Genomic DNA, 26,311 nt, shown 5'->3' with positions numbered 1-26,311 from the left:
TGAGATTTGAGCTTTTTAATTTTACATTTGTGTCCGATCGCAAAATCAACTTTTCTCAAATCAAACGTGGTTTGTAATACAAAGTATACAACAGGCAATCTAAAATCTAAAATTGTTGCTGAGTTCAGCAGTTAATAACCAGGAGTATTTCTGCTCGTTCTAAACGTAGGTGTGTTAGTACGGCGAGGTTGTTCTCTGGGAGTTCTGCTAGCTAAGGGACTCGGCGACGGAGGCGGCGTCCGGGGTCGGAAATCGCCTCGCGGCTCGCGCGTACCGCGGTCTTGGCGGTCTCGATCGAGACCGCGATCGCGATCGCCCCTTGGTTGACCGGAGCCGCGATCGCCCGCTTCACCATCGTATATATCTAAGTAAAGCGACTGACCCGCCGTTTGCGCCACCGCTTCGAGGGTAGTTCTAATTGCCTGAATATTGCGTCCGCCCCTACCGTAAACCCGCCCTTTGTCGGGATCTTCAAAAGCGAGCCGAACCCAGACCCGGGATTGGCGCGGGTGCAGTTCGCAATCGACCCGCAAAGAGCCTGGGGTCTCTAAAAAAGGCCCAATTAAAAACTTAACCAGTCCAGCGTAATTGGGACTAGCTGACTGCTGCTGTGCTGGATTCAACGTTGGCTCCGGCTCTGACTTGTTCAAATACATTGGCTTTTCTCAGGATGTCACGCACGGTGTCAGTTGGCTGAGCGCCTTCTTGGAGGCGCTTGACAATCGCTGGAACATCCAGCCTGGTTTCGTTATTTCTGGGGTTGTAGAAGCCGAGCTCTTCTAGGGGACGGCCGTCGCGGCGGGTGGAGCTGTTCATCGCTACAATCCGGTAGCTGGTCTCACGTTTTTTCCCGTATCTCTTTAATCGCAGTTTGATCATCTTCTTGCAGAATAGTCCTGTATCAATTGTAAGCTATTATGTCGGTCGTCTCGATACCAACTCCAACTCAACCCCTATTTCTTAACCTCCCAGCAAAATATCGCTGCGATTTGCTGCCCCCAAAGCAGGTTTAGTGCCATCAATGTGCGGTGTAATTGCTAAGGGCACGGCCGGTGCAGTTCCCCACTGCTGTACCAATTTTTGCAGAAATATATCTTGCTGGGCTCTCAAGGAATCCCAATCGGTGCCGCGATTAATAATTGCAAACCAAACTAAACCCCGATCGCGCGTCGGTATCGCTCCAGCCAAAGCAATCACCGTGTCCAAAGTACCAGTTTTCACCACAGCCGACGGGGGAATGTGCCGGTGTTCCACAGTTCCTTTATCGCGCCCGGACACTGGAAACAAGTCAGCAACCGTCAGCCCCGTAGTTTGAAGGTTGCGCGCGATCGCCTGCATCATCCCGCAAGCAGCCCTCGGAGACATTCGATTGGACACTCCCAATCCCGAACCGTTAGTTAATTGAAGTTCCGCCGCCGGCACCCCCGCCGCCCAAGTCGCTTGCTGCTGAACTATTTTATGCCCGCCCAAATTGTCCGCCAGTATTTGGGCAATGTCATTATCGCTATGGACATTCATGTACTTGAGAATTTCGGGTAAAGGGAGCGATCGGCGCTTCAGTAGCAAATGCCCTGCATTCACAAATTTTTCAGCAATCACGCTCCCGGACACCGTTACTTGCGGCTTTTTGGTGCCCGGAGCCATCTTAGAATACATTGAGAGCACGTCTTGCGGCCAACTGCGACCATCGAGAGCCTGCCGCAGACTCTCCCCCGCGGCCGCCGGATCTGACAGGTAATTCATGCGGAAATTGCCGGTTACGACCAAATTGCCCGCCACGCGATCGATACCCATTTGATTGAGAGCATTACCCACGGCGATCGCCTCCTCCCAAACAAACAGCGGATCGCCGCCGCCGCTGACCACCAAATCCCCCTGCAATACCCCATTCCTAATCGGGCCCGTTCCCCGGAACCGAGTTTCAAACTGATAATCCGCGCCCCAAGTTTCCAGCGACGCTAGGGAAGTCGCAATCTTAGTCAGCGAAGCCCCCGGCATCAAAACCGTCCCTTGCTGACTTACCAGCGGCACCATTCCGGCTTGCACCCAAACTCCCTGATTCCCCTCGATCAGGTGCTTCGCCTTCAAATCTTTTAAATATTCCTCCACCGCCGCGGATGTCGGTAAGTCGGAATTTGCCGCATCTACTTTCCCAAAAGCCAGCTCTTCGGCCACCACTAGCCCGGGTATCCCTCCCCGCCAAGCCAGTAGCGACACGGCATTGGGGGCCGCACTGCGTACCCCAGCGATGTCCAGCCACAGAGACATGATTCCTGAGCTCAATAAATCCAGCATTTTTTACTCCTATGTCAGTCAGTCGATTTTAGATTTTAGATTTTAGATTTTAGATTTTAGATTTTAGATTTTAGATTTTAGATTTTAGATTTAACTTGCAGCGCCGTGAATCTGGCAGTAGGAACTAGGATCTAAAATTTTGAGGCTCCCGACAAGTGTCGGAAAGCAAGTACCCGTTGTTGGGTGGGTCATGTAAACTATTCCGTTGAGTTTTTGAATTTGCAGTCAAAAATAGTAGAGTGGGGACAAACTCTATCAGAGTAGTCCGAAATAGCGATCGTCCGATCGAGCGCGAGCATATTTTAGTTATTTATTCGCACTTCTGGATTCAGACTCCTGATCCGCAACAAACGGCTACAAGGCTCGGAGGTCATTTGTGGACGAGCCCAAAATTTTAGAGCCTAGTTCCTGCTCTCTGATTCAAGGCTGCAAGTCAATCTAAAATCTCAAATCTAAAATCTCAAATGGGCTGGCTTCCTGGTAGAATTTTTAGTGTTTCTCAAACATTGGTCAATGGGATCGACACGCGCAAGAATTGCAATAGACGCTATGGGTGGGGATCACGCCCCCGCCGAAGTTGTAGCTGGAGCGCTTAAGGCACAAGAAGAATTAGGCGTAGAGATTTTGCTGGTGGGCGACCCGCAGCAAATAGAAGACTCGCTACGTGTTCAAGACGCGATCGGCCGCGTCTCTACAGGTCAGCTAGAAATCGTTCCTTCTGAAGGAACGGTGGAAATGCACGAAGAACCTCTCAGTGCCCTCAAACGCAAACCCAAGGCTTCGATTAACGTAGCCATGAACTTGGTCAAGCAGCAGCAAGCTGATGCTGTGGTGTCCGCCGGTCACTCCGGTGCGGCGATGGCTGCGGCTTTGTTGAGGTTGGGACGGCTCCCCGGAATCGATCGCCCCGCGATCGGTGCAGTTTTGCCGACAATGGTACCGGGAACCTCTGTGCTCATTCTCGATGTCGGCGCTAATGTGGACTGCCGCCCCAAATTTTTGGAGCAGTTCGCTCTGATGGGAACTATTTACAGCCAGTGCGTGCTGGGCGTCGCCGAACCAAAAATCGGTCTGCTCAACATTGGCGAAGAACCTTCTAAAGGCAACGACGCAGCGGTGCGTACCCACCAGTTATTGGTGGACAACCCAAACATTCCTTTTGTGGGCAATGCCGAAGGCCGCGACGTGCTGTCGGGAAACTTCGACGTGATTGTCTGCGACGGGTTTGTCGGTAACGTGTTGTTGAAGTTTGCCGAAGCGGTGGGCGAAGTCGTGGTGCAAGTGCTCAAGGAAGAATTGGCCGCCGGACTCAAAAATCAAATTAGCGCTCCCCTGCTGCAAGAAAGCCTCAAAGGGTTCAAGCAGCGGGTAGACCACGTTGAACACGGCGGGGGTTTGCTCTTGGGCGTTGCAGGAGTTTGCATCATCAGCCACGGTTCGTCTCAAGCAGCCTCGATTTTTAATGCTATTCGTTTGGCAAAAGGGGCTATAGACAACCAAGTGCTGGAGCGAATTCGATCGTCCAATCGTGAAAGCGCTCTGGAACAAGAAGCTGTCAATTAAAGGCAGTAAGTAGGAATTAAAAATTAAAAAAATCAAATGAAAAATGTCAGTTTAAACTAACTGTTTTGCTTGAAAAAAGAGTAACTTCAGCAGTTTAAAAAATAATTTAGATTTGAAGTTTTTAATTTTTAATTTCTCGACCGAACAGCGAGTAAATGGAGAGGAATGTTGCAGCAATCAGGGTTCGGCATTGCCGTTACGGGTAGCGGCTCTTGTACACCGCAGGTTTCGCTTGATAATAACGGTTTGAGTCAGATAGTAGACACGTCTGACGAGTGGATTAGCGCACGGACGGGCATTCGCGAACGCCGGCTGGCGGACGATCGCACTTCTTTGTGCGATTTAGCCTGCTCGGCATCGCAAAAGGCGATGGAAATGGCAGAAATTTCGCCCGTAGATATCGATTTGATTATTTTGGCCACATCAAGCCCTGACGATTTGTTCGGCACTGCCGGCAAAATTCAATATCAGTTGGGCGCTACCAAAGCAGTGGCTTTCGATCTGACAGCAGCTTGTTCTGGCTTTGTGTTTGGTTTAGTTACAGCCTCGCAGTTCATTCGGACAGGGGTTTATCAAAATGTGTTGCTGATCGGAGCAGACATTTTATCTCGCTGGGTGAACTGGTCAGATCGGGGTACTTGCATTTTATTTGGAGACGGTGCAGGTGCGGTGGTATTGCAAGCCTCAGAAGTCGATCGATTTTTGGGATTTGAAATTCGCAGCGACGGCACCCAAAATTCTTCTCTGAGTTTGGCTTACAAACCTCAACCAAAACAAATAATTGAGGGCGTCAATATCGGACAAGGTGGATTTGAGCCGATCGCCATGAATGGTCAAGAAATCTATCGCTTTGCGGTGAAAAAAGTGCCAGAAGTCATTGAAAAAGCAATGTTTCGGGCAAATATCAACGCCTCAGAAATTGACTGGCTGCTGTTGCACCAAGCCAATCAGCGGATTCTCGATGCAGTTGCTCAAAGGCTCAAGATTCCTCCAGAAAAAGTAATCAGCAATTTGGCAAATTACGGCAATACCTCAGCAGCTTCAATTCCCCTCGCCCTAGACGAAGCCGTGCGTCAGGGTAAAGTTAAACCGGGCGAAACTATTGCTGCTGCTGGTTTCGGTGCAGGTTTGAGTTGGGGGGCCGCAATTTTTCAATGGGGAAGGTAAGATTATTTTTGATTGTGGATGGGGGATTTTTGATGGAGAATCACTGATGAAGCTGGCGATCGAGATTGCGGGCTAGCCGTTTGATTATTTCGGGAGACAGGTGTACTATTTGGCGGTTTGAAACTTGCCAAGCGTAATTTTCCTGACTGCCACCATTGAAAAATAAACATCCTTTAACACGCCATATATAGCAGTGGACAGTGGACAGTGGACAGTGGACAGCTTGCGCTGAGCGAAGTCGAAGAGTTGCTTCGTCAAGGAAATCAAACCGTTTCTGCTATGGGCTATCGGCTCTATTCATGAGGTTATTTATGTCCTCACCGCTGTGGCGATTGCTACATAGCCTAAGGTGTCGAGAAATGCGTGTATCCTCCGACAGTAATTCTGGACGAGCGCGGGCTTGCAAATTGAAAATTATCTATTTTTGGCTCGACTTTCGGCAGCTAGAAGGTTGAAAATCGTACTGCTGCTATTCATCTGAATTAAAGTAGCAACAAAAAATATAAACCTAGTAAAAAACGCAGTCATATGTTACGATTGTGAGTCGCGAGTAGATAGTTCGTTAACCGAAAGATAGCGGATACCAGCCAGCGAACAAAGATAGCGGGAAACAAATAATTTTTGCAATCACTTTCTTAGCAACCACCAATTAGCAGATTACCGGAAAAATGACTAAAACAGCATGGGTATTTCCCGGACAAGGTTCCCAGGCGATCGGGATGGGTGCAGACTTATTAAACTTGCCAACAGCCAAAGCCAAATTTGAGCTAGCTAAAGAAATTTTAGGTTGGTCTGTCCCTGAAGTTTGCCAAAAAGAAGAAGCAAAACTATCTCGCACTCTCTACACTCAGCCTTGCTTGTTCGTAGTAGAAAGCATTTTGGCAGACTTAATGCGAGAAAAGAGCGATCGACCAGCAGTGGTTGCCGGTCATAGTCTAGGAGAATACGTTGCTCTCTACGCAGCAGGAGTCTTTGACTTTGAAACGGGATTGCGCTTAGTCAAACGGCGCGCCGAACTCATGGATACTTCCTCCGGCGGGCAAATGGTCGCTTTGATCGGGTTCGACAGGCAGGAATTAGAACTGCAAATTCAATACAGCCGAGACGTGGTGCTAGCAAACGATAACAGCGAAGCACAAGTCGTGATTTCTGGAACGCCTGCTGCTGTGGAAGATTTGCTGGCAAAAATTAAAGTCAAACGCGCCGTTAAATTGAATGTTTCCGGTGCGTTTCACTCTCCGCTGATGGCATCAGTGGCGTCAGAATTTCAACAAGTCCTAAAAGCGGCAAGATTTTCCGATGCCAAAATGTTGGTACTCTCGAACTCAGAACCAACAGCCACTACCAGCGCAGCTACTTTAAAGCAGCGTTTGAGCCAACAGATGACCAAAGGGGTGCGCTGGCGAGAAATTTCGCTGCAACTGCCGCAACAAGGAATCGATCGCGTAGTGGAAATTGGCCCCGGCAAAGTTCTCACAGGTTTGATCAAACGGACTTGTCCAAATTTAGCGCTGGTAAATGTCAGCAGTTTGGCAGATTTGCCTGCTTAATCTATTGTTAACTGGCGATTGAGCCACAGCCTGTAAAATTGAGTTAATTTGCCAGAAAATTGCCTAAAAATAAATAGCACAACAGGAAAATTTGACTGCGGCCTGTTGTGCAAATTGGCGATCGACAATCCAGACAGCTAGAAAATCTCGATTAAATATAATGTATAGCCTTTCTCAAAAAGGTGAGGTATGTCGGGCATAGGGCATAGGGCATAGGGCATAGGGCATAGGGCATAGGGCATAGGGCATAGGGCATAGGGCATAGGGCATAGGGCATACCTCATGTTTTTGAGAACCGCTATATGTGTCGATCGCTCTCAAGGTCGATCGCGAAACTTTTGATGTACACTAGGCGTAAAAACCAAGCTTATCTAGATATTTTGTATGAAAAAAGTCCTTTACTGGCTGATGGGCGAAAAAGCGGGCAGAACCATTGTAGGCGGGTGGAACTGGCTGTGGGGAATGCCTGTAGAATCGGGAGGCAAAGTGTCAGTCGCCGTCGCGGAAGAGTCATTGCGAGCGATGCAAGAATCCGTGCAAAAACTGGCCGCAGCAGTCTCCACCCAAGTTGCAGCCTACCAGCGCGCCAAAACAAAATATGAAGAAAAAGTTCGGGAAATGCAAACCGTAGAGCGTCAAGCCATCACAGCCCAGCGCAACGGTAACGAAGAAGCAGCCCGCTTGGCAATGTCTAAGGTAATTCAGACAGAACAAATTCTGCCGCAGTTAGAAGCCCAAGTAAAACAAGCCGAACTTTACGTCAACGCTTCCAAAGATAAGCTAAATCGAGAGCGCACAAAGCTCGAAGCCTACAAAACGGATATGCAAAACATGAAAGATATGGCAGAGATTAACGACGCCCTCGGAGCCATAGCCAAAGTCAACAACGACCTTAGCATCGATTCAGCCAGATCGCAGTTCGAGCAAGCCAAAAACGCCGTCGGGCGCCGCAACCTCGAACAGCAAGCCTTAGCAGAAATCTCGGAAAACCCCCAAGAAAGACTTCAAGCCGAGTTAGAAAACATGACCATAGACGATGAAGTTAATCGCAGGCTACAAATGTTAGACGATTCCAACAACAAAGAACTTCCCAAGTAAGGAGAATTTTATGGCTAAGAGTAGCGGGCCTCCCCCCATAGTTTTTATTCTGTTATTTCTCTTGCTCGCGGGTGGTGGCTGGTTCTTTTTTATGAACAAACCAGCTACACAGGAACAGGATGCTAATAATTCTCCGACTTCCCCAACACCCTCAGCAGGTGGCAGTTCCAGCCCGCTTCCCGTCGCGCCCGCAGGTGGCTCAGCATCGCCTGTTGCTGCTAGTTCCTTTGCTCTTCCCGCTTCGGTACCTGCGGGAACGTTGGTGAGAATTGACGGTTCTACCAGCATGGTAACAATCAATCTCAACCTTAAGAACGGCTTTCAAGCCAAGTTTCCCGCCACTACAGTCGAGGCAAAAGCAAATGGTTCTGCAAAGGGAATTCAGGATTTGGTGGCGGGAACAGCCGATATTGCTGGGATATCCTCACCTTTGAAGCCTGAAGACCAAGCTAAGGGTTTGGCAGCAGTGCCAGTTGCTTTAGATAGAATTGCGATCGTAGTTGGGACTAGCAACCCGTTTCAAGGAGGTTTAACTTCGGCTCAAGTTCAAGATATCTTCAAGGGAACTGCTCAAGATTGGTCGAAAGTCGGCGGCCCAGCAGGCTTGATTAAAGTCATTAACAGACCGGAAATTAGCGGTACTCACCAAACGTTTAAAGAACAAGTGCTCGGAGGCGGTAGTTTTGGCAGCGGGCCGAATGTTACCACGCTCGATCGAGATGCCACAACTCCCCTGCTGCAAGCTTTAGCCAACAACGGCATCGGCTATGCCACTTTTGCTCAAGTTGTCAATCAGAAAACGGTGCGGGTTGTCCCCGTAGACGGTGCGACGCCGGATGCCCCCAATTATCGCTATCAGCGGCAGTTGTACTACGCCTACAAAAATCCTCCCAGCCAAGCGGTTAAGGATTTCTTGGGCTACGCGACTTCTGATGAAGGAAAAAAAGCGATGTTGGCCGCAAATTAACAATACTGAGTTAGCCCTAAACTCGGGTGCGTCGGTGGGGGAATTTTCGCGACTATTTGAAGTTATGCGATCGCGACGCACCCGCGCACCCGCGCATCTGTCAACTGTCAACTGTCAACTGAATGAAAGGTTTTTCCGTGAGCAAAAGTCGCGAACCAGTCGAAAGTTTACTTCTTTACTATTTATTCAAGTGGTCAATTGTCAGCCCGATGCTGCACCTTTACTTTCGGGGGCGCATCTACGGTGCAGAAAATGTTCCAGCGGAAAACCCATTTGTGGTAGTCAGCAATCACGCCAGCGATTTTGATCCGCCGATTTTATCTAGTTCCATGAGGCGGCCAGTGGCATTTATGGCGAAGGAAGAGCTATTTAAAGTTCCTATTTTGAAACAGGCAATTACACTTTACGGCGCTTATCCAGTCAAGCGAGAAAGTGCCGATCGCAGTGCAATTCGCTCGGCTATCCAGTCTTTAGAAAATGGATGGGCGACTGGTGTATTTTTGCAGGGAACTAGGACGCCAGACGGTCGAATTACTGACCCGAAATTAGGTGCGGCGCTGATAGCTGCTAAGGCAAAAGTGCCGCTGTTACCTGTTAGTTTGTGGGGAACTCATGCGATCGCATCGAAAGGTTCGATTGTGCCGCGTCCCGTGCCGCTAACGGTGCGAATCGGCAAGCTAATTGAGCCGCCCGGTTCGTCGAATCGCGAGGAGTTGGAAGCGCTGACTCAAAGATGTGCAACTGAGATTAATGCGATGCACGATTTTGGCCGCTGATTTGCTGCTTGAAAAAGACGGGAGTTGAACACCGCGCGAATAGAATTCGCGCCTACACAAACACTCACGCGCCTCCGTGGTTACGTTGTTTTCTTCATTCCGCGTCGGCGGAATTTGTTTTTGTAGCCGTGGTTTCAACTGTCGTCTGATCTTTGTCTTGTCTATTCAATCCTGGCTTGGGTGAAGTCAGCACCGGTATAACCGGTAGTCAGCCACATAATAGCTCTAGCGCCATCGCGAACAGCTTTTTGCAATGGTTCGGGGGTTCGCCCAGATGGAACTGCCAGAGGCTTAAAACTAATGCCTCGACTGCCGAGCACGATTTCACCGATAATCTGAGCTCGTCGCATATGATCGTCAGAAGTGATCAGATACACGCTCTCAATGCCTCGCTCTTTCAGTTCATCTACCAGAGTGGTAAAATTTGTTACCGTATCCACTGCTTTGTAATCTAAGTGCAGGCGATCGGACTTAATTCCAGCTTCTGAAAATACCCATTTTGCGAACTCGGGATTGCTCCCAGAAGACACCCAAATTGGCAATTGAGGGTGCGATCGAGCAAATTTGGCGGCAAACACCTCTCGCTCCGTAGCCCCACCCAGAACCAACAAAGCTTGGGGTCTCTGAAATTCGTTCTTAAGCTGCCCAAAGCCAAACCAACAGGCAATCAAAAGCCCTACTAGGAACCAAAAAGGGCGCGAAGCCTTCAAACGTTTGTAACGGAACTTGTTTAAACTGATTCTTAACCACATCTAAACCTATAAAAAATTTATTTACTTGACACAGGAACCATAACAAAAAATACCGCACGTACAACCCACTAACAGGAATTAAAAATTAAAAATTAAAGAAAGGTCTCGGATTTTAGATTTTAGATTTTGGATTGAATATACAGGTTAACGCATATGCAAAGCAGAAGGACAAAACTTAGGATTTACCCTTCTGCTTTTAATTGTTCTTGATTTTTAACGGGACTGGCCGGGTTCGAACCGGCGACCTAGCGCTTCAGATTTGTGTGAGTTTCCCCACTCTCCGGACTATTCCTTCACCGTGGGCTTGCAGCCTTTAGGTGGTGGCCGTATGTTTAGGAGGTATGATGATTTTTACTTCCTAAAGCCAGTCTCTGCACCTTCCTTACCTAAACAGAATTTAGATAAAGCTTGGCTCAAGATTACCGTATCTGCCATCAGACTTAGGCTTCCTTGAGTTTGACCACATTCACTCCCAGAGTTTCCTCGCAGGGTGCCCGATTCTTCAGGAGGCGCTTGCTCTATCCATCTGAGCCACAGCCCCAGTTATTTAACCGTTTCGATTATAGCAGCTAATGTCGATTTTGAATTTTTTATTTCGGAGGATCAGCGATCGCTGATCCTGCCAGTTTCGCAGCGATGCGGGCAAAGTTTTCGGCTGCGGTGAGTCTACCGGCGCCATAACAGGCGCGCTGTCTCCATGCGGTGACGGGGAGGTGTCCTGGAGGTGCATTTTCGCCCCATGAGAGCTCGCTGTAATATTTCCAATTTTCCTTGACTCGCCAGCCGACTCGATCGCACAATTCAGTGTATTGCCTGCCGGTACTTTCCCAAATCTGCTGCTGCACGGTCAACCCGAAGCGTCCGCTGCTGTAGCGTTGCCAAAGTTGGTCGATCGTGCGAAGGTCTGTAGGAGGAAAGCTGTCAATATCGGCGGTACTCAGCCAGCCTTCATCTTCCCTGACGGCGATTTGCAGCATGATTTCCCAAGTGTGTTCATCTGCTTTGCGCCATTTTCCGGTTTCTAACAGCTTTGTCAGTTGTCGGTAATCCATCCCCACTTCCGAGATAGCCGGAGTTGTATCGGGTAAGGCGGCGATTTTCTCGTCCAACCGCAGTAGAGTGGTGGTTATAAATTCCGGGTTTAGTTGTTCGAGGCGGTACAGAACCCATTCTAACTGAGATTGCAGGTACGTGCGGGCGATCGCGCCTTGCTGCAATTCCTGTTGCAATTCGTCAAATCTGGCTGACAAATTTTGTTGGTGGCGGGCCGATTCCCACATTTGTTTTGCCCACTGCAATCTAACTTGTTCTTGTTTTAAATAAGTTTTGGAAGGCTTAGCCCGCTGCGGGTATGGCGTCAAATCCCAGCCGCAAGTCGAGCAAAAATCTAATTTTTCTTCTATGTATTGGGCACCGCACACTGGACAGTTTGACATATTGCCATCAATTCGGTTGCCAACTAATTATATGATGCAACACGGTTGGCTTAGCACTTTTTTACGAATTTGAACTCACGAATTTATCATATCTACAGACCTACGAGCCAAATTCAGCGGTAGGGCGCATCAGGAAAGTTGATTTCGACGACCGACATAAAATCTAATTCCGATATCCCCATCTGTGATCTATCCACCACTGTAAAACAGGTTTGTAGTGCGGACTTTAGTCCGCTCTTTCATAAGGACTAAAGTCCTCACTACGAACCTATTTTTTGACTTTGATGACCGGTTTGTAGTGAGAACTTTAGTCCGCTCTTTCATAAGGACTAAAGTCCTCACTACGAACCTATTTTTTGACTTTGATGACCTGATTTGAGATGAGGCAGCATTCTAACAAGGCAAGCGAATAGTAAACAAACTGCCTTTACCCAACTCGGATTTGGCCTCGATCGTGCCGCGGTGAGCTTCGACTATTTGGCGGCAGAGGTGCAGTCCTAAACCTGTGCTGGATTTCTTGTGAGTTCCCGAGCTAAACCTTTCAAATAACTTGGCTTGTTCTGTGGGAGAAATGCCGGCGCCGGTGTCTTGGATTTCAATAATTACCCATGCCAGCGGTTGGTTTTTGAAGCTGGTATAAGCGGGTGAATTGGCAGCTTTTAAGCGGACATCTATAGAGCCGCTGTCGGTGAATTTGATCGCATTTCCGATTAAATTTGTCAGTAAGCGGTGCAGCTCCAGACGATCGCCCGGATACTTGGCAATCGGAGCACTTTCTGCGCTTTCTGTCAAGTCTAAATTTATGGACAAATGTTTAGCATCGGCTAGGGGAGCGAGTTCTTCAGCTACTTCGTGAATGAGCTGGCGCAAGTCAACGGGAGCGAAACTGAGGGATTTGCGGCCTGCTTCGTAGCGGTAGACTTCCAGCAGCATATTTACCATGGCGATCAAATTTTTGTTGCTGCGAACCATCGTCCCGAAAGCGTCGCGCATGGGGAGCGAGATTTCTCCCAAAGCTCCCTGCTGCATTAAAGTTAGCATTCGATCGGCTGCTACGAGGGGCGTCCGCAAGTCGTGAGCGAGTCGGGAGACAAAATCTTCGCGCTGGAGGGCGATCGAGTTGCGCTCGTCTACGCTGTGTTTTAGGCGCAGGAGCGATCGCACCCTCGCCAGCAGTTCGTCCATTTCCACGGGTTTGCGGATGAAATCGTCTGCTCCCATGTCTAGTCCTTGGACGACGCTGGCGCTGTCGTGAGCTGTGATCAGCAAAATCGGGATAAACGGCAATTCCTTATTTTGGCGCATTCGCTGGGTGACTTCATAACCGTCCATTCCCGGCATCATTACGTCTAGCAGTACCAAATCGGGGGTTGATTTGTCGATTTGGCTCAGGGCCGAAAAGCCGTTCTCGGCCGTGCTAATTTCGTAACCTTCCTCTTCGAGGATTGTCTGCACCAACAAAACATTATCTGGTGCGTCATCTACAACCAGAATGCGATCGGCTTTTGTGGCATTCGGAACAGATAAATAGTTCATTTAATTGTGGGTCTGAAAATAAATACTAACTTTAAATTGGCATTCGATTTATGTTTTCACATTTTTCGATTTGTTAACTCTGTCATAAGGAATATATCAAAGATTATGCCATTTTTGATGTTTTGGCACAGGGATATGATATATAGCCGAGTCTCAAAAAGGTGAGGTACAGGTTCTGATTTTAGATTTTAGATTTTAGATTTTAGATTGGGGGATTGAGGGATTGAGGGATCGAGCCTGTGAATACCTCATCTTTCTGAGAACTGCTATATTCTACTACTTTGCAGTCATAGTATGCACCCCGTCCCAATCGTCGGGTGGAGGCACTTCTAAATAGGTAAGGGAGCGCTGTAGGTGAACTTCTACAGGTCGATCGCCCGGTCGCATCGCGATCGCCGCCTGAAAACAACTAATAGCTTTCTCGAAATTTTTAGCAATATAAGCATTCCGACCGTTGCTGTAAAGTTCCAAAAACCTGACTGTTTCCCCGTCCATGGGCTCGGAACTATTTTGCAACAACTCATAAATGCCCACCGGCTGGTTTTTGCCCTTAACTCGCACTTTGTCCAACTCTCGCACCCAAATGCGATCGCGGCACAAACTGTAGGTAAATTCGCTCAAAATAATATCGCAGCCATATTCTTTGGTAAGCTGTTCCAACCGCGAACTTAAATTCACCGCATCGCCGATTACCGTGTAATCCATCCGCTTTTGGGAACCAATATTTCCCGAAACCACCTCTCCGGAACTAATTCCAATGCCAAAGCGAAACGGATCTTCTCCGGGGCGAGAGTCATTAAACTCTTTCAAGCGCCGCCGCATATCTAAAGCCGACTGCACCGCCATCCAACCGTGACTTTCAGGAGGATTCAGCGGCAGCGGCGCGCCGAAGACGGCCATTAAAGCATCGCCGATAAATTTGTCTAAAATACCTTCGTAGTGGAAAACGGCTTCCACCATCGTCTCGAAATACTCATTCAACAGGGATACCACCTCCGACGCCCCCAGATTTTCGGTCAGGGTGGTATAGCCGCGAATATCTGAAAATAAAATAGTAACTTCTTTGCGTTCGCCCACCATCAGCGCGCCTTCGCCCAAGGCCATCACTTTATCTACGACTCCGGGAGTCATGTAGCGGTACATGGTATTTTTCATCCGCTTTTCGCGGCTGATGTCTTCTAATACGACTAAGCCGCCGCGCACGCCGCCTTCTGGATTGATCAGCGGGTTGACAGTTAAATTCAAACTGCGTTCAATTACTTTAATTGCAGAGGCGGGGATGGGTAGCGGACAATAAGGGTGATAGCTGCCAGTATTCCGCAGCGAAAATAGAGATTGAGAATTAGCTAATTCTGCCAAGGCTACTTCTTCAGTCCAGGCATGGTTTTCGCCCCAAGCGTAATAAAAATTCGCATCTGCGGCATCGGGTACGGCCAAAATATAACTTTCTTCTTCTTCTTCTTGTTTTGTTTCTGCTGCTGGCGAACCCGGCATTTTTTCCACCAACAGTCCCAATGTTAAACTTTGTTCGGGAACGTAATGTCGGGCGGCATGGTGGAGGCTGTCTTCGAGTCTAAATTGCAAATTTTCGATCGGCACAACTTCCCAAACATAGCGATCGATCAATTTTGCTTCCCAAATCTCGGGATTGTGTTTGCTTTTGGCTTGATTTACCGGACAGCCCAACAGTTCCAGCGCCGCTTCGTTAATTGTGACAATTCGCCCCTGCAAATCCGTGGAAATCACGGCATCTGACAGACTTTGCAGCATATCTTTTTGATACTGCTTTTCCACCATCACGTTTTGAAACAGTTGAGAATTTTGCAGCGCCATTCCCGCTTGGGAGTTAAATGCTCGCAAAAACTCTTCGTCGGAAGCAGTGAAAGTGCCTTGATTCTTATTAATGAGCTGAGTTACCCCGATCAGCTCACCTTTAGCGTTATGCACCGGCATACACAAGACAGTGCGAGTGCGATATCCCGTTTTTTTGTCGGTAGAGGGATCGAAGCGGGGATCGTCGTAAGCATCAGTAATATTTAGGGGTTGACCAGTCGAAGCGACGTAGCCGGCAATTCCCTTATTAGCAGGAATGCGGATTTCGACCATCGTTTTGTCGTCTGCCTTGGCGACTTTTGTCCAGAGTTCGTTGGTTTCCCGATTTAATAAAAATAGCGTGCTGCGATCGGCTTGCATCAAGTCGCGAGCTTGATCCATGACAGAGCGCAAAGTTGTTTCCAAGTCAAGACTTTGACCCAAAGTCGTGGTCGCTCTCAGCAGCGCGGCAACCCCTCGCTGGTTGCGGGCGACGACGTAGAAAGACTGACAGCTTTCGAGGATAATCCCGATCGAATCGGCAAAAGTCTGAAACTGTTGTTCGTCTTCCTCGGTAAAGGGGACATTGCCAGCTTTATTTAACAGCCTCACCACCGCTACGGGTTCGTTTTGGCTTTTGCTGCTAAAAATCGGCATACAGAGGATGGTCTCAATCTGGTAGCCCGGTGGTTCGTCTACTTCGGAATTAAAATACTCGTGTTCTCTACCCTGGGAGATATTGAGCGATTTTCCAGTAGTTGCAACGTAGCCTAAAATGCCTGCATCCATCGGTAAGCGAACTTCTATATCTTCGCCCGTGAGCGCGTGGGCTGTTTTGTGCCAAAGTTGATTTTTGCTGGAGTCAACCAAAAAAATTGTTGTCCGGTCTGCTTGTAGAATTTGACCAATTTTGACAGTGAAGGCATCTAACAGTTGCTGTAAAAGAGTTTCGAGTGCTTCATTGTTAATCAGGTCGATCGCCCGGATAAATTGCTGAAATTCAGCCGTGATAAAGTCGAGCAGGCACACTAATTCAGGAACTGGCAGGCTCTTAACACGGGAGGTCAATGCCCCCATAAAATTGACTTGAGTCAGTGTAGCCAGAACGCTACCAGTATTGGAGAATGTCATGATTAACTGCTTTCTCAGAGGGTTAGACTGACCCGCAGGTCGATCGGTGCTAGATGCTGCGGCGGTGCAAACTCTTGTTTGTTGTTTGCTAGCGTGTCGGCACTCGGTAGTCGCGATGATCGTCAATCGCGAGTTCTTTGTTTGATGCGCGCTACTTGAGTTTTCTGATTACATATGCTCGATCAATTTTTTACAACCTCGATACTGATGAGGGTTCACCGGTTAAAGCTGATCTTGATTTGGGAAAACTGCCAGCCTGAACATTAGCTCGCAGGCTTTCGATCGATCGCCCCGTAGGTGAATGTAACGCTCTGTGCCGAGGCTGCTGCGCGGCATGACTGTTTTAGCGCTCCCAGGCGACCGTATCCGGTCTGTGAATGGCGCTATGGCTGTTGCGCGCGAGGCATTACGACAAAGACTACTCATAGTTTAATGGTAAACGCAACAGCATGATAGCTATGACAATCTCAGCAGCAAGAAATTTCATCGGTGTTTGAGGGCATCCGTCCCCGGGATTTTCCTGAGGCTGGGGCGATCGAACCCAATACCAGCATTCCCAAAAATGCCACTGTCGATCTCGGCTGCAAGCGACAGTCACCATCGATCCCATCTCCCAGCGAAAATGGAAAATCGATCGACCTGTCAGTACCCGCACCGGTGCGACAGCTTAGGATTTAGGCAGCAGAAGACATGGATTCGGCAAAAACCACCGATTGATAGTAGCGCCGCAATTGCGAGGCGGCCGCAGCCCACCCCCAACGTTCGGCTTCAGAGCGAGCATTTTGGCGCAGGGTTTCCCGTTCTTCGGGATTCGCAAACAGGCGCAAGGTGGCAGTCAGAGCTCCGGCTTCGTCGTTTGGGTCAAATAAATAGCCGTTAACGCCGTCGGTAACAATATCGGGAATTCCGCCACTGCGCGCCGCCACTACGGGCGTCCCCGCAGCCATAGCTTCTAGGAGCACTAAGCCTAGCGTTTCGGTGCGGGAGGGAAAAATGAAGGCATCAGCAGATGCGTAAGCAGAAGCCAATTCTTGCCCCTTGAGGTAGCCGACAAAATTGGTGGGAGTGCCGGCGAAATATTGTTCGAGGGTTTGGCGGTGCGGCCCGTCTCCCACAAGAGCGAGGCGGGCGCCGGGAATGGCGGCGAGGACTGGTTTGATCGACTCAATTTCTTTTTCGGCACCGAGGCGGCCGACGTAGAGCAATAAGGGGCTATCTGGGTTATTTTCCGAAAGGCGCGATCGCATTTCTCGACTCGCCAATTCGGGGACAAACATTTCCGTATCTACACCCCGCTGCCACAAGTCTACCCGCTCAATGCCGTGAGTTCTCAGCTCCTCCACCATGGCTGTAGAAGTACACAGATTTAATTGGGCTTGATTGTGCGCCCCTTTGAGCAATTCCCACAGCAAAGGTTCGAGCATTCCAAAACCGTAGTGGTGCAAGTATTTCGGCAAATGCGTGTGGTAAGAAGCCAAAATTGGAATATTGAACTTTTTGCCGTAATATATGCCGCCCAATCCCAAAATAGCGGGATTGACAACATGAATAATATCCGGTTTAAACTGCTGTAATTGTTGGCCGATCGCCGGACTGGGCAGTGCCATTTTCAATTCCGGGTACATCGGCAAAGGTAAACCCTCAACACCGTAAACTCGGGCACCTTTGTATTCTGTAATTCCGTAATCTGGAGAAAAAATCAGAACTTGTTCGCCCGATCGCTGCAAGTGATCTACAGTGTGAATCAGGCGCGTCACAATCCCGTCTATTTTAGGCCAAAATGTTTCAGTGAACAGAGCAATTTTCATAATAAGTTAACTTAGGGAACTGATAATCCTAGTCTTTGGCAAATGTTAGTCGATTGTCGGATTGAATATTTTCGATTGACTCCACAAAATGAATCGGGCAACTTCAATTTTTTTGATTTGCGCCGCACTAATTACTATCGATATATTTCTGGGGTAAAATGCAAATTCCCTGAATGCCAATTGATACAATTATTCCACCTAAAAGCAATCCCACACCTTCAGCAAAGCAGTTAATTCGGTGAATTTCCTGTGCAGTTTTGGCGATTAAGATTTCCTTTTCCGTAGCAGAAGGCGATTCGCTAACACGGCGGTAATCTTGATAACTCGCCGTTAGTGTTGCCCATTCAGGTATTAAATAATAAGCACAAACTGCACTTGCTAAAAATCCCGGCATAACTACCAAAAGCAACAGAATTAAAATTCTAGTTTTGATTTTTCTCAATTGAATATTTTCTATTTTGCAGTAAGGACTTTGGTGCATTTCAATTTTGCAAATAAGGGCGAAGCATTGCGGCAGACAATTTATTCGTGATCGCCAGGTATTAATTACCGCAATGCTTCGCCCCTACGGATATGTTTGCCAAAAATCGCAGATACAAATCTCTTTGATTGCCACAAATATTGCCTAATTTTACCAAAACACAGAGGATTTAAGCTCTCACCTTTAGGTGGATTGTTTTTAGGCTAGGACTGAGATTCCCTGCCTAAAAACTTCGCTGTCAACTGTCAACCCCTCGACTCCCCTCGACTTCGCTCGGGGCAAGTCGCTCGGGGCAAGCTGTCAACTGTCAACTGTTAACGCCAAGAAACCTTAGGCAAAATTTGATTTTTATCGACGCGGTGCTGATATTTTGTAGCAAAATTCAACAAGGAATCGAGCAGGGAATCTGAGAGATAATGCGGCTGCAAACCGAGGTCTAGCAAACTCGTATTTTTGGCATTGAAATAATGTTCTTCTTTCTCGACTCTGGGATTTTCCAGGTGGTTGATTTCTACTTTTAATCCCATTGCCGTGCCTGCTTTTTGCACCAATGAGGCTAAGTCGCCGACGCTGAATTGTTCGGTGAATTGGTTGAAGACGCGGAATTCTCCGGCGGCGGCGGGGTTGGCGATCGCTAATTCCACGCAGCGCACGGTGTCCCGAATGTCAAGGAAGGTGCGGGTTTGTCCGCCTGTGCCGTAAACTGTCAGGGGATGACCGATCGCAGCTTGGATGCAAAATCTGTTTAATGCTGTACCGAATACTCCGTCGTAGTCCAAACGGTTGATTAACAGTTCGTCCATGCCGGTTTCTTCTGTGAGTACGCCGTAGACGACGCCCTGATTTAAGTCGGTGGCCCTTAAACCCCAGATTTTGCAAGCAAAATGGATGTTGTGGGAGTCGTGGACTTTTGACAGGTGGTAGAAACTGCCCGGTTGTTTGGGATAGGGTAGTGTATCTTTGCGGCCGTTGTGTTCGATCGTCAGATAGCCTTCTTCAATGTCAATATTCGGTGTGCCGTATTCGCCCATTGTCCCGAGTTTCACTAGGTGACAGTCGGGGAAGTCTTCGCGGATGGCGTACAGCAGGTTGAGTGTCCCGACGACGTTATTGACTTGGGTAAGGACTGCGTGTTCGCGATCGATCATCGAGAAGGGTGCCGAACGCTGTTCGCCGAAATGGACGATCGCCTCTGGTGCAAATTTTCTCATGCTTTTGCTGAGAAAATCGTAGTTGGTGATGTCACCGACGAACAAGTCGATCGACTTACCCGTTAAATCTTGCCATCGCTGGAGTCGTTGCTGAATCGGTGCAATGGGAGTGAGGGTGTCGCTGCACAGTTCCAGATCCCAGTGCCGCCGCACGAAGCTGTCGAGGATGCCAACTTCGTGACCTTTGTTAGAAAGGTAGAGTGCGGTTGCCCAACCGCAATAGCCATCGCCACCAATAACCAGGACTTTCATAAATCAACAACGGTGAATCTTGCTTGCCAATACTGGGTTAATGTACCAGGTTATGGTGCATTGTGAACCTTTAATCTAGGGTGTTGTTTGCTAAATCTGCCGTCAGTTTTTTTGTGTCAAACCTGGATTTCGTCGGCGAAACTGGCCCTGCGGGTGAATTCAAAGGGGCCGGCTTGAGCTCCCCAGACGTGGGCATCGGTTTCTGGGTCGCGCCCGCGATCGTGACTGATAAATTTGTTACCATCAATCTCAAATTCGCTGTCTAGATAGGTTTTTTTACCTTTTCTGACGACGGCACAGCCTTTTCCGGGTTCGACAGACCCTTTGAAGCTGTTACCCGTCCAGTGCGTAAAAAAGGTGCAGCCTGGGAGGAGTGTGAGTTGTTCGGTTTTGATTTCTGGCAGCCGTTGGGGCTGGCGGGATGCGCCGTAGAATTCTGCTTCGTTTTCTATGGCATAATTTTCGATATCGATGCGATCGCCCGCTGGGACTAATTTTAAAACTCGGACTCGGTACGGGACGTGCAGTTCTATATCATAAGCTTGCTCTAAATACAAGCTGATTCCGCCCAGAAGTTCCACAGGTAACGGTCTCATGCAGACGCGGATGTGGGCAAAAAATGGCGGGTTTTCAAAGGCTTGGGCTTGGTTGCTGAAGTCGGCCGCCATCCAGCGGGCGAGGGTGACAATATCGGTGGAATGGGACATATCAATTTTGGATTTTGGATTTTGGATTTTAGATTGGGGGGAGTAGAAGTTATTTTAGGGGAAATGGGGATTTCGTCGCGAGAGTCAGGATCTGCGATTTGAAATTTTATATTTTAGATTAAATAATTGGTATTGGGGATTTTGCCAAAGTATAAATTTTTTTTATAGGAAATGCAGATGGTGAGTGCAAGACTAGACAAGATTGCAAAAATCGGAAATTAGCCTGAAATCATCTGCGTTTATCTGTGTTTATCTGCTTGATATCTGCGGTTTCTGGATCTGTCGAAGACTTCTGCAATCTTGTCTAATGATGAGCTGCGATTATTTGGTGGTGGTCGATCGCATTTGCGTCCTAAATCTACAGGTAAACTTACAGATTTTTTACACAAATGCGATCGCCGAGCCGGTACTTTTTTCCAGGTTTAATCCTTTGCCAACCGCGTCGAATTGCCCGCGTTAGATTAATTTGACAGCCCGTAAACCAAACATCAGCACTGTCGCCAAGCCGACCATGCCGCCGAAAATTCCAAAATAAGCTATTGTTCCCGTAAGAGTCATCAGAAAAATGGGTTGAAACTCCGTCTTTTGAGGACGGCTTTACATTGTTCTTGAATCACTACCGCCTTGGGACTGCTTGACTCTGTGTACTTTTGTGTTGCACTTTCAACGGGACAATTACCGTTTAAAATCTTGCAGCCCTTTACGCATAGTGTTTTGCTCGGTTTCGAGCCCCCTTGCGGGGTAAAGTTAGCTTCGCCAATGTTTTAAAAGCTTTTTAGACTTGTAGCACTGTCTCAGTGACCTTAAGACTTTTTAACTACAAATGACAGTGCAGGGGACTAGCTTCGCATCCGCCCGGTGTCGTGACTCAAAAAACGTAGACCTCGAAAGTCTTAGGCTGGTCAGAACGGCCTGTTAGATTTCTCTACAAGCCTCAAGCGTTTAGGCTGAGGTTTCTGACTGCAATTTCTCCAAAATAATCAATAAGAAGACCTATAAGAACTATAATCTAAAATCCATAATCTAAATTAGATAAATATGCAATCGATAATTAAAGTTGACTTGGGCCCACAATCTTACAATATTTGCGTGCGATCGGGCGGCTTAGATGAGCTCGGCACCCTGATGGGCGATCTAAGTTTGGGCAAAAAAGTTCTTTTGGTCTCAAATCAGTCGATTTTTCGGCACTACGGCGAAAGAGCCACCGCAGCCCTCGAATCGGCCGGCCTGGAAGTCAGTACCTGCATTTTACCACCGGGCGAACAATACAAAACTTTAAATTCGATCCAGAAGATTTACAATGCGGCTTTGGCTAACCGTTTGGAACGTTCCTCGACAATGGTGGCTTTGGGCGGCGGGGTGGTTGGCGATATGACGGGTTTTGCGGCTGCGACTTGGTTGCGCGGAATTAATGTGGTGCAGGTTCCGACTTCGCTGCTAGCGATGGTTGATGCTTCTATTGGCGGCAAAACGGGGGTAAATCATCCTTCGGGGAAGAATTTGATCGGGGCTTTTCATCAGCCGCGTTTGGTTTTGATTGACCCGGATGTTCTCAAAACTCTGCCGGCGCGCGAGTTTCGTTCGGCGATGGCGGAAGTCATCAAGTATGGGGTGATTTGGGATGCTGAATTGTTCGGGAAGTTGGAGAATTGCAAGCGTTTGGATCAAATGCGCTACGTGAAGGCGGATTTGTTGGCCCAAATTTTGAGCCGATCTTGTCAAGCTAAGGCTGAGGTGGTAAGCAAGGATGAGAAGGAGTCGGGTTTGCGGGCGATTTTGAATTACGGTCACACGATCGGTCATGCTGTAGAAAGTTTGACTAATTACAAGGTCATCAATCACGGCGAAGGTGTGGCAATTGGGATGGCTGCTTCTAGCCGCTTGGCTGTGGAGCTCTCAATGTGGGATGCTGAGTGCGATCGCCGCCAGTCTGCTTTAATTGAAAAAGCGGGTTTGCCTGCTAAGTTGCCCGCAGGTGTCGATGTTGAGGAAATCTTGAATACTTTGCAACTTGATAAGAAGGTGCAGGATGGCAAGGTGCGCTTTGTGCTGCCGGTGCGTTTGGGCGAAGCTGCTGTGAGCGATCGCGTGGACGGAGATGTGATTTTACGAGTTTTGAAGGAAATGCTTTAAATTAAGGTTTATGGGCGTGTTTCACCGCTCCACAAGGTCGATTTATGCCGATCGCCCGAGCAGTTTTTTCTGTCAATGTTCGATCGTTGTTTTGTAGTGAGGACTAAAGTCCTCAGAAAATGCGGACTAAAGTCCTCACTACAAACCTTTTTTTATTTCTGATCTATCGGCTATGGATGATTTTAAGAGCCGCTCGACTGGGAGTTGATTTCTTCTAAAATTCGATCGACTCTAGTAGCCGCTTGAGTTCTGCCCTGCTTGAGAAATAACTCCTTCGCTTTTTTGAGGCTGTCTACTGCCTCTGCTTGGTTTTCCTTGGTTCCTTGCTGGTACAAACCGACTCCCAAATTATTTAAAGCATCGGGATATTGGCTATTAATTTTAACAGCTTGTCTCCACAGCACAATCGCTTCGGGCAACTTTCCTTGACTTGCCATCGCCACGCCCAAATCGTTGTGAGCTTTGGCGTGTTTCGGGTTGACTTCAATTGCTTTTTGGAATTGGACGATCGCATCGCTCATTTTACCTTGCCCCGAGAGCAGAGTTCCTAGCTTGTAATAAATATCCCCTTGTTTGGGATAGCGAGCGATTAATTGCCGGTACAAAGCTTCGGCATTGACAAGATTTCCTTGGGCGTAAAGGTCGTTAGCAGTTCTCAAACCCACCGTGTAGCCTTTTCCTACAACTTCGCATTTTTTCTCGGAGTTGCCTTGCTGCTTGCAAATCCTGAGATCGTCTCCCTTCATCTCGTAGGATATAACTTCGGGCACTGCGGGCCCTCGGCGCGGTGGCTGCGAGTTTTGCGACTGCAAGTTTGGCGAATTTTGCACTGTGCTCGATGCAGCTTGTGCGGGTTGGACAACAGCCACATACCATATTCCCGCCGCCACAATGCTTGGGCCCATCCAGGTAAAAGGTTTGAAAAGGCGAAACTCTCGATCGTTTTTCATAAAAGAAATACGGTAAGTGGGAAACTCAGCGACTTTAGTCCTTCCTAGGGAAGCGACCAGGCGGTTTCAACCGCGTTGAATCTTTCCATTACCGCCTTGGAACTGGTTAATTCGGTGTGCTGTTGTGTTGCACTTTCAACGGGACAGTTACCGTTTCAAATCTCCCAGTCCTGTACGCATAATGGTTGCCTTTGTTGGGCTCCCTTACGGGGTAATGTGAGCCTCGTCAATGTTATAAGGGCTTGTTAGGCTAGCAGCACCGTTCCAGTGACTTTAGAACTGTTTAACGACTAGCGACAGAGCAGGGGACTGGCTTCGCATCCACAGGGTGTCGTGACCAAAATAACGTAGTCAGTTAAGACTTAGACTGGTCAGTATAGCTTGCTTGATTTCTCTTGCAAGCTCAGTCCCTTTAGGGCTGAGTTACTGACAAAACTTGTTGTTGATATCCGAATACGCTTGGGTTAGGCTTGTCCGAAGAAATGAACGCTCTTCTTTGGCGATGTGTGAGATGACAGCAATCTCCGTGTCTATTTATCCCATCGTTTTGACTCCCAGACCGTCTTAACCCAACGGTATTGGTTGATATCCTGCCGTCTAGTCGGAGACATTCAGTCGCGCCATTCAAGCCATGGCCATTCAGTCCCAGGCAATACCGGTAACTGTTAGGACTTATTAACAGTCGTGATATTTTAGCACTGTGCGACCGATTTTGAGTTAAATTAGAGTGGATTCCCGATCGATTCTCAGTCAACCCTAGCAGGAAAGTAGAAATGGGGCAGTCTATTCTCACCATGCTGTTTGCGCTCATCCTCGGCTACGCTGTTAACTCAAGCGTGAAAATAGTCAGCGGTGGCGACGAAGCTTTAGTCGAACGTTTGGGTCAATACAAGCGCACCCTCAAGCCGGGATTCCACTTTATCAGTCCCCTGGTCGAAAAAGTCGTCTGCGTGGACACAAGTCGCGAACGAGTTTTAGACATTAAACCTCAGTCAGCAATCACGGGCGATAATGTGGCCCTAGAAGTCGATGCCGTTGTGTATTGGCGGGTTGTGAATTTGCAGAAAGCTTATTATGGCATCGATCAAATTGAAAATGCGATCGCCAACTTAGTTTTAACGACGTTTCGCGCTGAAATTGGTCGGTTGCCCATGCAAGACATCTTGGGCTCCCGAGATGACATGAATAAAAAGTTACTCAAGAAGTTGGACGAAGCTACCGAAACTTGGGGAGTTAAAGTGATTCGCGTAGAAATTCAAAGCATTACACCTCCGAAAAGGGTGCAAGAAGCTATGGAATTGGAGCGGGCTACTAAGAGCGAATGGCAAGCAATGGTTAACAAAGCCATTGGCACTAAGGAGTACATGAGGCTCTTAGTTGAAGCTTTAGACTCCCATCCAAACAGCAAGCAAGTTTTGAATTACTTAGTAACCGAAAAATACTTAGACGCTCAACAAAAATTAGGCGAAAGCGACAACGCCAAAATTCTGTTTATGGACCCGAGAAACATGACAGAAGCCCTCAACGAGTTGATGGGTTCTATGCCAGATATCCCGGGGAACGCTCACGGGGGAGAGCGAGAACTCAAACTAATCGATCAATCTACCGCTCAAGATTGATTTCTGAAGATAGCGTCGGCAACCAGACAAACATCGTGCATTTCTCTGACATCGTGAACTCGTAAAATATCTGCCGAATTTGCGATCGCACTTGTACAAGCCGCCGCTGTCCCCCAGATTCTTTGTTTAGCTTCCCGCTGATTCAAAATCTGACCGATGAAGCTTTTGCGCGATACTCCGACTAAAATCGGACAGTCTAAACCCCGGAATTTGGGCAACTCCCGCAGAATTTCTAAATTTTGATTGTAAGTCTTGGCAAAGCCAATACCGGGGTCAAGAATTATCTGAGATTTGTCAATCCCCGCAGCAACTGCCGCTGCAATTCGACTCTCCAAAAATTCCCTAATTTCTCCAATTAAATCCCGATAATCTGTAAGTTTTTGCATCGTCTGGGGAGTTCCCCGAATGTGCATCAAAATTATCGGAACTTGCAACTGAGCAACGGTTGACAGCATTTCCCAGTCAAAAGTTGCTCCGGAAATATCGTTGACAATATCAGCTCCAGCCTCAACCGCAGCTTTAGCAACCTGTGCTCTGGTAGTATCCACAGAAATCGGAACTGAGCCAAACATATCGGCTTTTTGTCTCAGCATTTGTACGACAGGTATAACGCGGTCGAGTTCCTCTGCTAAACATATTTCCGCTGCACCGGGCCGCGTAGATTGACCGCCAATATCAATAATATCTACCCCGGATTTCACCATATTTTCAGCTTGCGCTAAAGCCGATTCTATGGTATTAAAATCGCCGCCGTCGCTAAAACTGTCAGGGGTTACGTTTAAAACGCCCATTAAATAAGTGCGTTTTCCCCACACGAAAGTTTGATTTCTAATAGTTAATTTGCGATCGGTCATCAGTTATTTTCAAGCCCTATTTATACTCGTTAGCAAGCGCTTAGCCTGTTAATTCACATTCCGAGGCCGAGCCTCCATTTTGAAGAGCATCGCTATTCAAAAGCAATATTGCGTCTGGTCGATTACCATCACAAAAACCTTTAGTAGTGTGGACTTTAGTCCGCAAAATACTGCGGACTAAAGTCCACACTACGAACCTTATTGATTGCGATC

At 48.0% G+C, this 26,311-nt stretch carries 23 protein-coding genes; 9 read left to right on the top strand and 14 right to left on the bottom strand.

The annotated features are described in order from the left end of the window. Window positions 1-131: 131 nt before the first annotated feature. The 3 genes from QZW47_RS11615 to QZW47_RS11605 form a co-directional block, all read right to left on the bottom strand. Entirely contained in the window at window positions 132-623 is a 492-nt protein-coding gene (locus tag QZW47_RS11615) for a KH domain-containing protein (RefSeq protein WP_293127265.1), read from the bottom strand. After that, complete coding sequence (gene rpsP / locus QZW47_RS11610; protein WP_293127263.1) at window positions 595-879, bottom strand: 30S ribosomal protein S16; 285 nt, start codon at window positions 877-879, stop codon at window positions 595-597. The genes QZW47_RS11615 and rpsP overlap by 29 nt, the downstream gene beginning before the upstream one ends. An 81-nt stretch (window positions 880-960) precedes the next feature. Continuing rightward, window positions 961-2,295, bottom strand: a complete 1,335-nt coding sequence (locus QZW47_RS11605; RefSeq protein ID WP_293127261.1) for a D-alanyl-D-alanine carboxypeptidase — start codon at window positions 2,293-2,295, stop codon at window positions 961-963. Between the two features lie 513 nt (window positions 2,296-2,808). Here QZW47_RS11605 and plsX point away from each other — a divergent pair. The 6 genes from plsX to QZW47_RS11575 all read left to right on the top strand — a co-directional run bounded on the left by plsX (window position 2,809) and on the right by QZW47_RS11575 (window position 9,416). Continuing rightward, window positions 2,809-3,858, top strand: coding sequence for a phosphate acyltransferase PlsX (plsX, locus tag QZW47_RS11600; RefSeq protein WP_293127259.1), 1,050 nt, complete (start codon window positions 2,809-2,811; stop codon window positions 3,856-3,858). Between the two features lie 165 nt (window positions 3,859-4,023). Continuing rightward, window positions 4,024-5,025 (top strand): beta-ketoacyl-ACP synthase III, encoded by a 1,002-nt coding sequence (locus tag QZW47_RS11595; RefSeq protein WP_293127257.1) that lies wholly within the window; start codon window positions 4,024-4,026, stop codon window positions 5,023-5,025. 668 nt (window positions 5,026-5,693) lie between these two features. Then, entirely contained in the window at window positions 5,694-6,575 is an 882-nt protein-coding gene (fabD, locus tag QZW47_RS11590; RefSeq protein ID WP_293127255.1) for an ACP S-malonyltransferase, read from the top strand. 384 nt (window positions 6,576-6,959) lie between these two features. Further along, complete coding sequence (locus QZW47_RS11585; RefSeq protein WP_293127253.1) at window positions 6,960-7,673, top strand: PspA/IM30 family protein; 714 nt, start codon at window positions 6,960-6,962, stop codon at window positions 7,671-7,673. Between the two features lie 10 nt (window positions 7,674-7,683). Next, window positions 7,684-8,640, top strand: a complete 957-nt coding sequence (locus QZW47_RS11580; protein ID WP_293127251.1) for a phosphate ABC transporter substrate-binding protein — start codon at window positions 7,684-7,686, stop codon at window positions 8,638-8,640. Between the two features lie 137 nt (window positions 8,641-8,777). Then, a complete protein-coding gene (locus QZW47_RS11575; RefSeq protein WP_293127328.1) occupies window positions 8,778-9,416 on the top strand; it encodes a 1-acyl-sn-glycerol-3-phosphate acyltransferase in 639 nt (212 codons plus the stop codon). A gap of 161 nt (window positions 9,417-9,577) precedes the next feature. On the opposite strand, the gene QZW47_RS11570 is transcribed toward QZW47_RS11575, so the two are convergent. The 4 genes from QZW47_RS11570 to QZW47_RS11555 form a co-directional block, all read right to left on the bottom strand. Continuing rightward, window positions 9,578-10,168 (bottom strand): YdcF family protein, encoded by a 591-nt coding sequence (locus QZW47_RS11570; RefSeq protein WP_293127249.1) that lies wholly within the window; start codon window positions 10,166-10,168, stop codon window positions 9,578-9,580. 590 nt (window positions 10,169-10,758) lie between these two features. Next, a complete protein-coding gene (locus QZW47_RS11565) occupies window positions 10,759-11,604 on the bottom strand; it encodes a GUN4 domain-containing protein (RefSeq protein WP_293127247.1) in 846 nt (281 codons plus the stop codon). 393 nt (window positions 11,605-11,997) lie between these two features. Continuing rightward, entirely contained in the window at window positions 11,998-13,140 is a 1,143-nt protein-coding gene (locus QZW47_RS11560) for a hybrid sensor histidine kinase/response regulator (RefSeq protein WP_293127245.1), read from the bottom strand. Window positions 13,141-13,416: 276 nt separating this feature from the next. After that, window positions 13,417-16,083: a GAF domain-containing protein gene (locus QZW47_RS11555; protein ID WP_293127326.1), complete on the bottom strand. Its 2,667-nt coding sequence runs from the start codon at window positions 16,081-16,083 to the stop codon at window positions 13,417-13,419. Between the two features lie 489 nt (window positions 16,084-16,572). Here QZW47_RS11555 and QZW47_RS11550 point away from each other — a divergent pair, with 489 nt between their 5' ends. Beyond that, window positions 16,573-16,761, top strand: coding sequence for a hypothetical protein (locus QZW47_RS11550; RefSeq protein ID WP_293127243.1), 189 nt, complete (start codon window positions 16,573-16,575; stop codon window positions 16,759-16,761). Here QZW47_RS11550 and QZW47_RS11545 read toward each other — a convergent pair. The 5 genes from QZW47_RS11545 to QZW47_RS11525 all read right to left on the bottom strand — a co-directional run bounded on the left by QZW47_RS11545 (window position 16,758) and on the right by QZW47_RS11525 (window position 21,100). Beyond that, on the bottom strand, window positions 16,758-17,891 hold the full coding sequence (locus tag QZW47_RS11545) for a glycosyltransferase (protein ID WP_293127241.1): 1,134 nt from the start codon (window positions 17,889-17,891) through the stop codon (window positions 16,758-16,760). The two genes, QZW47_RS11550 and QZW47_RS11545, sit on opposite strands and share 4 nt — an antisense overlap. 127 nt (window positions 17,892-18,018) lie before the next feature. Then, complete coding sequence (locus QZW47_RS11540) at window positions 18,019-18,372, bottom strand: hypothetical protein (protein WP_293127239.1); 354 nt, start codon at window positions 18,370-18,372, stop codon at window positions 18,019-18,021. 314 nt (window positions 18,373-18,686) lie between these two features. Further along, the gene (locus QZW47_RS11535; RefSeq protein ID WP_293127237.1) at window positions 18,687-19,835 is read right to left on the bottom strand and encodes an NAD-dependent epimerase/dehydratase family protein; all 1,149 of its coding nucleotides are present in this window, start codon (window positions 19,833-19,835) and stop codon (window positions 18,687-18,689) included. Between the two features lie 116 nt (window positions 19,836-19,951). Then, on the bottom strand, window positions 19,952-20,542 hold the full coding sequence (locus QZW47_RS11530; protein ID WP_293127235.1) for a chromophore lyase CpcT/CpeT: 591 nt from the start codon (window positions 20,540-20,542) through the stop codon (window positions 19,952-19,954). A 456-nt stretch (window positions 20,543-20,998) separates the two neighbouring features. Next, the gene (locus QZW47_RS11525; RefSeq protein WP_293127233.1) at window positions 20,999-21,100 is read right to left on the bottom strand and encodes a cytochrome b6-f complex subunit PetL; all 102 of its coding nucleotides are present in this window, start codon (window positions 21,098-21,100) and stop codon (window positions 20,999-21,001) included. A gap of 480 nt (window positions 21,101-21,580) precedes the next feature. Here QZW47_RS11525 and aroB point away from each other — a divergent pair, with 480 nt between their 5' ends. Next, window positions 21,581-22,675 (top strand): 3-dehydroquinate synthase, encoded by a 1,095-nt coding sequence (aroB, locus tag QZW47_RS11520; RefSeq protein ID WP_293127231.1) that lies wholly within the window; start codon window positions 21,581-21,583, stop codon window positions 22,673-22,675. Window positions 22,676-22,857: 182 nt separating this feature from the next. Here aroB and QZW47_RS11515 read toward each other — a convergent pair whose 3' ends face one another. Next, window positions 22,858-23,625 (bottom strand): tetratricopeptide repeat protein, encoded by a 768-nt coding sequence (locus tag QZW47_RS11515; protein WP_293127229.1) that lies wholly within the window; start codon window positions 23,623-23,625, stop codon window positions 22,858-22,860. 773 nt (window positions 23,626-24,398) lie between these two features. On the opposite strand from QZW47_RS11515, the gene QZW47_RS11510 reads away from it, so the two are divergent. Further along, complete coding sequence (locus tag QZW47_RS11510) at window positions 24,399-25,244, top strand: stomatin-like protein (protein ID WP_293127227.1); 846 nt, start codon at window positions 24,399-24,401, stop codon at window positions 25,242-25,244. On the opposite strand, the gene folP is transcribed toward QZW47_RS11510, so the two are convergent. Further along, window positions 25,235-26,098, bottom strand: a complete 864-nt coding sequence (gene folP / locus QZW47_RS11505; protein WP_293127225.1) for a dihydropteroate synthase — start codon at window positions 26,096-26,098, stop codon at window positions 25,235-25,237. The genes QZW47_RS11510 and folP overlap by 10 nt on opposite strands. Window positions 26,099-26,311: the final 213 nt, after the last annotated feature.

The organism is Microcoleus sp. bin38.metabat.b11b12b14.051 (assembly GCF_013299165.1).
Lineage (GTDB): Bacteria > Cyanobacteriota > Cyanobacteriia > Cyanobacteriales > Microcoleaceae > Microcoleus.
Note: the sequence above shows the minus strand (reverse complement) of the source record. Positions and strands in the feature narration are given on the sequence as shown.